Origin of the sequence: Longimicrobium sp. (assembly GCF_036399255.1) — a bacterium.
Taxonomy (GTDB): Bacteria; Gemmatimonadota; Gemmatimonadetes; order Longimicrobiales; family Longimicrobiaceae; genus Longimicrobium.
The window spans coordinates 76,558-83,624 of the sequence record NZ_DASWNM010000014.1; the positions used below are offsets into that span (position 1 = coordinate 76,558).

The 7,067-nt window shown below is 68.4% G+C and carries 3 protein-coding genes; 1 reads left to right on the forward strand and 2 read right to left on the reverse strand.

The window, feature by feature from the left end:
- Positions 1–172: 172 nt before the first annotated feature.
- Both VGC13_RS01105 and VGC13_RS01110 read right to left on the reverse strand, forming a co-directional pair.
- Positions 173–1,630 (reverse strand): hypothetical protein, encoded by a 1,458-nt coding sequence (locus tag VGC13_RS01105; protein WP_331123341.1) that lies wholly within the window; start codon positions 1,628–1,630, stop codon positions 173–175.
- A gap of 130 nt (positions 1,631–1,760) precedes the next feature.
- On the reverse strand, positions 1,761–2,954 hold the full coding sequence (locus VGC13_RS01110; protein WP_331123342.1) for a Gfo/Idh/MocA family protein: 1,194 nt from the start codon (positions 2,952–2,954) through the stop codon (positions 1,761–1,763).
- Positions 2,955–3,879: 925 nt separating this feature from the next.
- On the opposite strand from VGC13_RS01110, the gene VGC13_RS01115 reads away from it, so the two are divergent.
- A partial coding sequence (locus VGC13_RS01115; RefSeq protein WP_331123343.1) for an amino acid adenylation domain-containing protein occupies positions 3,880–7,067 on the forward strand: 3,188 nt, incomplete at its 3' end.

The window sequence follows — 7,067 nt, forward strand, 5'->3', positions numbered from 1 at the left end:
GGGGGGCGAGCCCGGACACGCCCGGTGCGGAGCCGGGCCCGTGGTACACCGTGCAGCCGCCGTTCCGGACTGGCGCCGGCTCGCCGGCTTCTTGATCTTTCAGCCGGGCCGTTGATCAACCCTGCAGCGGAAAGGCTGCGGAACGGGCTGCACCCTTTTGAATCCACCAGCCTCAACGCGCGGGTTCCAGCGGATACGTGCGGACGCCCGGGTACACACCGCCGCCAAGATGCTGTTCCGCTTCTACGTACACACCCCAGGGAAGTCTCTCTCCGTCATCGACCGTAAGACCGAAGTGAAGAATGCGATCTCTCGACTCTGCTCCCTGTGACCCTTGTGTACCACCCACGTGTGAATGGCCATGATACAGAGTGGCCGACCAGCTTCCCCCGATGTACGCGGCGTCGCGGCCTCGACGGGCAGCGAGATCGACGCCACCGCCAATCGCCACGCCGCACGAAAGGTCCACCCCCGCACCCTTGCCCCAGATGGTGCCCGCCGGCAGGAACACATAGCTCGGCCAATCGAGCTGGTTCCCATCCGGACCATACCCATGGTCGATGAAGAATGGCCTTGCATCCAGTCCCGCGTTCGCGGCCTGCCCCATCCCGAGCACCTGCCTGAAGAAGGCCGTGATCGTCCGGCGCGCAACACGATCGCTGGATGAATTCTCGGGCGCCGCGATCAGCCACCGGAACAATTCCTGGATGGTCAGGCCGTCAGCAAGCACCTGGTGACGGTTGACGACGTAATCACCGAGATCGCTGGCCCGGCTCGGAAGACGCGCCTCGATGAACGCTTCGAACTCGGCCGACGAGAGGGCTCCGGACCGCACCGCGGCCAGTGCCGCACGGCCTTCCTGGGCGCGTGCGGCAATCGCCCGTGCACGTTCACTGGGCCGGACGTCGAGAACGGCATCCGCAAGCCTGGCTCCGAAAACGAAGGCCCGTTCTCGTGCTTTCACACTCGCGGCACGCCCGAGGACGTCCAGGAACGGGCGGTCCGGCACGTCGACGTGAGGGTCGATCGTGTCGTGGGCATCCGTCACCTGCAGCGCGAGAGCACGCTCATGGCATGGACGGAATCGCGCTACGATCTCTTCCACCGCCTTCAGGTGTGGCTCGATATCCAATGACGGAAGCTCACCGAGACACTCGGCGATGCAATCGATGCACTGCCCACGCACGTCGAGAGTGACCAGGCATGATTCGGAAACGATCGTGCGCACGATCTCTCGAACGGCATTCTCACCCATCGCCGTACCGGCGCTCTCACGGCACATGCGTCCGAGAAAGTCGACCAGCCGGTGACGCCAACGCTGCTTTTCAGTATTCAGCCATGATGTCAGGTGGATGTCCGATCTCAGGATCTGACCGAGATTCATCAGGATACCAGGCCCGTCCGTCCGCGAGCTCACCGCGTCGTAAAGCAGGTCGAGAATCACGTCCCGCACGTCGGGAACGCCGGTCTCAGCGGCCAGCCAGTTCATTCCAAAGCCATTGATGCCGTACACGAGGTCCGGCATCTCCGAATCATCCAGGAACGGGTTCGCACCGGCACGCAGCGCGGATGCAAGCGCTTCGAGCCGTCGCGTGATGGCGGCGGAATCCCTGGCCGGTGCTTCTTCCATTGGTTGCTCAGCCGCAAAGGGCGACAAGCCGGTTTAACTCGCCGGCCGGATCATTCGGCCGCGAGCTTCGATCGAATCCATCGACAGCACTCCGAACGGCCTGGCGCCCGGATGCCCGAAGCAGGCGACCCTACCTTCGAATCCGCGCGAACGTCTTCGCTTTATCCATCACGTCGACCACCTTCCGATTGAAGGCGAGGTCACTGAGCTGCGGAGAATCGGTGGCAAATCGCGAGTACATGTCGAACAGGCATCTCGCAAGCATGTCGTCGGGCAGCTTCGCGACCCGTGTTTGCTCGGCCGACCCATCGGTGTTGCGACCGGAGTACTCAATGATCACGCTGGTATGGTCGTCGCCCGTAACCGGTAGAAACGCTTCGATGTGTTCAGTGTTGGGAAAGCGCAGCTTCAGCTCCCGCGTGCGTGTCAGCGAATCGAGATAGGAGACGAGAACCGCAATGCACTCATCCAGTTCCAGGACGATGATGCCGAGTCCCATGTTCCGGACGACCTGGCACACATCGGTGTCCATCTCCCGATAGTGCATGTGCCGCACTTCGGCGCGAAGAACCCTGTATCGCGACGCCTCGGTGAGGTACAGCGCCGTGGCGATCTGGTGGGGCAGCTCGACGTCCATGACGGATTCCGGCCTTGAACGCCCTGCCAGTGTTGGAGCTGTCCGCGGCTTGGACATCTCGAATTCCAGGTAGTGGGGCTGCCGTCCCACCTGTTGGATCTTGTCCTTGCAGCTGGCGACGGAGCGACTGTACAGATACGGATTGATCACGGCAATGCTGGCGCCCGTTCGATCGGCGATACGCCGCATCTCATCGACGTCGGCGGTGTTGGTGGCGCAAGGCTTCTCGACGATGATACGCCGGAATCCGGCCTCGGTCGCGGCGCGCAGGGCCGATGCGTGATCGTCCGCGGGCGTGCAGATATGCACGATCGTATGATCCGGATCGACGCCCGTCAGATCCGCGAGCGAGGTCGCGCAGCTTATCCGTCCTGGGTCGTATCCGTAGTCGTATTCGAGACGATGCAGCGCGCGCTTGATTCCCGCCTCCGCGGTGTCGACAAGACCGACGACAGCCCCGAAGGGTGAAGCCGCGGCCCTGCCACGGCGGATTTTCTCCAGGACGGGAACGTGTAGACCCAACCCTGCTCGTCCCAGGCCGACAACCACTGCTCCCAGGCCTCGAGCAGGCATGGCCGCATTCGACACAGGGCACAGGCTGGACGGCAGCAGCCGGGCGGAGGTCGTCAAGTCAGCGACTTCGTGGATGACCGGAACCTGTACGGCCTCGCGCTCGATCGTCGACATGCGCTGACTCCCTTGGGTGCGCGGCGCCCGCGGCGTCCGCGGCGCGCCGGGATGGCGGCAGGCAAACTTCACAACAAGTCCGATAACACAAGTCGAGGGGGCCACACGGATTCGCTGCCCCGGGAAATGCACCGGTCCCGGGCACCGATCTCATCACGCCGTAACAACCTGCATTTAACGACGGTTCGAGAATAACCCACCGGCGCACGAATCGTCAAGAGATTCGTCTTCACCCTCGGCCCCGCCGACCGCACGGGCAGCCGTTCGGCGCGTGGGGGGCTGTTCGGATTGCGGGTTGGGATGGGGTGTTCCCTTCCCTCTCAAGCCGGGCGAGGGGAGAAGGCAGACGCCGGCGTGACGGCGCCGCGACGGGCGCACGATCCTCAATCCCGTGGCGGTTATGTGAGTAATTACGAGGGTGATCAGGCGATACCGGGGCGGAGGCCTGTCCGATCCCGCCGGAGTGAAGCCCGGCCTGCCCGGTGCACGGCCGGCGGACGGATGTCCAGGGGGATGGCGCCAGGTGCATTCAAATGTTCCAGGCCGGCAGTGGCGTGGCTGGCTCCCGCGGTCGCCGAAGGATGGCCCCTTGCCCGCTCAGGTATTCGATGTTATTCCTTCCCTCCACATCAAACTTTTTACGCCTGTTTAGTAACAGTTAAGCAACGATGCAATGGCCGGCACGGGACCCAGCCTCCCGCTCCGCGCGGCTACCGGAACGGCTCGCTGGTATGGCGGATATCGAGCTGTATCCCTCTCAGGCGGGGCCGATCAGCGAGTGTCGGAAATCACGTGAGCTGGCAAGACAAGGAACCCTGCGGGGCACATGCGCCCCGCAGTTTCACGTCTAGGGCAGATTTCTGAGGGAAAACACGCTATGGACGTGCTTGCGGGTCGGACATCCTCCACATCGCTGTCGGTGACGGTGAGCGCGGTCCGGGCGGAGCCGCCGGTGGACGGCGGGCTGCCGCGGCAGCAGGCGGAGTACTGGCGGGAGACGCTGGCGGATGCCCCGGAGCCGCTGGAGCTGCCGGCGGACCGCCCGCGCCCCGCGCAGCCGGACGGCGCCGGGGCCCGGGTCCGGCTGGAGCTGGACGAGGAGGCGACCGCTGCGCTCAGGGCGCTGGGCGGCCGCCACGGGGCAACGCTGTCCACGACGCTGCTGGCGGGGTGGGCCGCGGTGCTGGGCCGGCTGTCGGGGCAGACGGACCTGGTGATCGGCTGCTTCGCGAATCCCCTGCCGGTGCGGGTGGACCTGTCGGGCGCGCCCACGGCCGCGGCGCTGCTGGGGTGGGTCGAGGCGCGGGTGCAGGGAGCGCTGCGCAACCAGGACCTTCCCTTCGAGCGGGTGGTGGAGCTCGCGCAGCCGGACGGCGCCGCCGCTCCGGCCACGCCGCTGTTCCGCGTGGCTTTCACGTGGGGGAACGCGCCCGTGAGCGGGCCGGAGTCGCGCTCCACGGGCGGGCTCGACCTGTCGCTGGAGCTGCGGGAGGAGGGGAGCGGGATCGCGGGAGAGGTGGTGTTCGCGACGGCGCTGTTCGACCGGGAGACGGTGGAGCGCTACGCGGGATACCTGCGCCGCGTGCTCGCGGGGATGGCGGCCGACGAGACCCGGCCGGTGGACCGGCTGGCGCTGCTGTCGGACGAGGAGCGCCGGCTCGTGGTGGAGGAGTGGAACCGCACGGATACGCCGTATCCCGCCGAGTCGTACATCCACGAGATGTTCGAGACGCAGGCCGGGCGCACGCCGGACCGGGTAGCGGTGGTCTATGAGGACCGGGAGCTGACCTTCGGCGAACTGAACGCCCGCGCGAACCGGCTGGCGCATCACCTCCGCGGCCTCGGCGTCGGCCCCGACGTGCGCGTGGGGATCTGCGTGGAGCGGGAGCCCGAGCTGGTGGTCGCGGTGCTGGGGGTGCTGAAGGCGGGGGGCGCGTACCTGCCGCTCGACCCGGGCTATCCGCGCGAGCGGCTGCTGGACATGGTGCAGGACTGCGCCCCGGTGGTGATGCTGACGCAGGAGGCGCTCGCGGGGCGGCTCGCCGGGCTCGACCTCCCCCTGCTCGCGCTGGACGAGGACGCGGCGTGGTGGGGCGGACAGCCGGACAGCAACCCGGAGCGCGCGGCGCTGACGCCGGAGCACCTGACGTACGTGATCTACACCTCCGGCTCCACGGGGCGCCCCAAGGGAGTGGAGATGACGCACCGGGGCGCGTCGAACCTGCTGCACTGGTACCTGGGCGCCACCGGGATCTCGGAGCGGGACGCGGTCCTGGTCGTCACCTCCTTCAGCTTTCACCTGACGCAGCGCAACCTGCTGGCGCCGTTGTTCGTGGGCGGGCGGGTGCACCTGGCGCGCGAGCCGTTCGAGCCGGGCAGGATCGCGGCGCAGATCGTCGCGTCGGGCATCACCATGATGAACGTCACGCCGACCGGCTTCCAGGCGCTGGTCGAGGCGGACGGCGGGCGGGCGATCGGCGGGCTGCGGATCGTGGTCTTTGGCGGGGAGGCGCTGTACCCGCGGCAGCTGGCGCGGGTGCCGGAGCCGCGCCCCGTGTTCCTGAATCCGTACGGCTCCACGGAGGCGACCGGGATCACGGCGCACCACTTCGCGCGGGCGGATCTGTCGAGCTACTCCAGCCGCTCCATGCCGCCGGGCCGCCCGATCGCCAACGCCCGGATCTACGTCCTGGACGCAGCCGGCGAGCCGGTGCCGGTCGGCGTGAGGGGGGAGCTGTACCTGGGCGGCGCCGGGGTGACGCGCGGCTACCGGCGGCTACCGGGCCAGACGGCCGAGCGCTATCTGCCCGACCCCTTCGGCGGGGAGCCGGGCGCGCGGCTGTACCGCACGGGCGACCTGGGGCGGTGGCTGCCGGACGGGACGATCGAGTTCATGGGCCGCGGCGACGCGCAGGTAAAGGTGCGCGGGTTCCGGGTCGAGCTGGGCGAGATCGAGGCGCGGCTGGCCGAGCACGCGGCCGTGCACGAGGTGGTGGTGGTGGCGCGGGCGCGCGAGGGGGAGGCCGGTGACCCCCGGCTGGTGGCCTACTACACGGGTGAGCAGGCGGGCGCGGCGGCGCTGCGCGCCTACCTCGCCGAGCGGCTGCCGGAATACATGATCCCGGCCGAGTTCGTCTTCCTGGACGCGCTCCCGGTGAACCCCAACGGCAAGCTGGACCGCAAGGCGCTGCCAGAGCCGGAGTACGCGTCGGCGGAGGAGAGCTGCCTGGCGCCGCGCACCCCGGTGGAGGAGGTGCTGGCGGGGATCTGGGCCGAGGTGCTGGGCCTGGAGCGGGTGGGCGTGGAGGAAAGCTTCTTCGAGCGGGGCGGGCACTCGCTGCTGGCCACGCGGGTGGTGTCGCGGGTCCGCGAGGTGTTCGGCGTGGAGCTGCCGCTGCGGGCGCTCTTCGAGGGACCCACGGTGGCGGAGCTGGCCGGGCGCGTGGAGGAGATGCGCCGCGCGGGGCTGCCGGTGCTGCCGCCCGTGGTGCCGACCGAGCGCACGGAGCCGCCGCTGCTGTCGTTCGCGCAGGAGCGGCTCTGGTTCCTGGACCGCTTCGAGCGGGGGACCTCCTACAACCTCCCCTTCACCCTGCGCCTGCGCGGTGCGCTGGACGTGGACGCGCTGGAGCGCGCGCTGGGCGAGATCGTTCGCAGGCACGAGGCGCTGCGGACGGTCTTCGCCGAGGTGGACGGCTCGCCGGTGCAGGTGATCGCGCCCTCCAGCGGCCTCCCGGTGCCGGTGAAGGACCTCTCCCATCTCCCCGAGGAAACGCGCGAGGCGGAGGTGCAGCGGGAGCTCGTTGAGGAGGGTGGTGCGCGGCCATTCGACCTCTCGGCGGGCCCGCTCTTCCGTGCGGCGCTGCTGCGGCTGGGTGCCGAGGAGCACGTGCTGCTGCTCTCGATGCACCACATCGTCAGCGACGGGTGGAGCATGGGGGTGCTCTACCGAGAGCTGTCGGCGCTGTACGAGGCATATCGCGAGGGGCGGACGTCGCCGCTGCCGGAGCTGCCGGTGCAGTACGCCGACTACGCCGTGTGGCAGCGCGCGCAGCTGGAAGGCGAGGCCCTGGATCAGCAGCTCTCGTACTGGCGGGAGCGCCTGGCGGGTGC

Coding starts and splice junctions, on each gene's coding strand:
- VGC13_RS01110 (WP_331123342.1), bottom strand. CDS start 2,954: ATGTCGACGATCGAGCGCGAGGCCGTACAGGTTCCGGTCATCCACGAA.
- VGC13_RS01105 (WP_331123341.1), bottom strand. CDS start 1,630: ATGGAAGAAGCACCGGCCAGGGATTCCGCCGCCATCACGCGACGGCTC.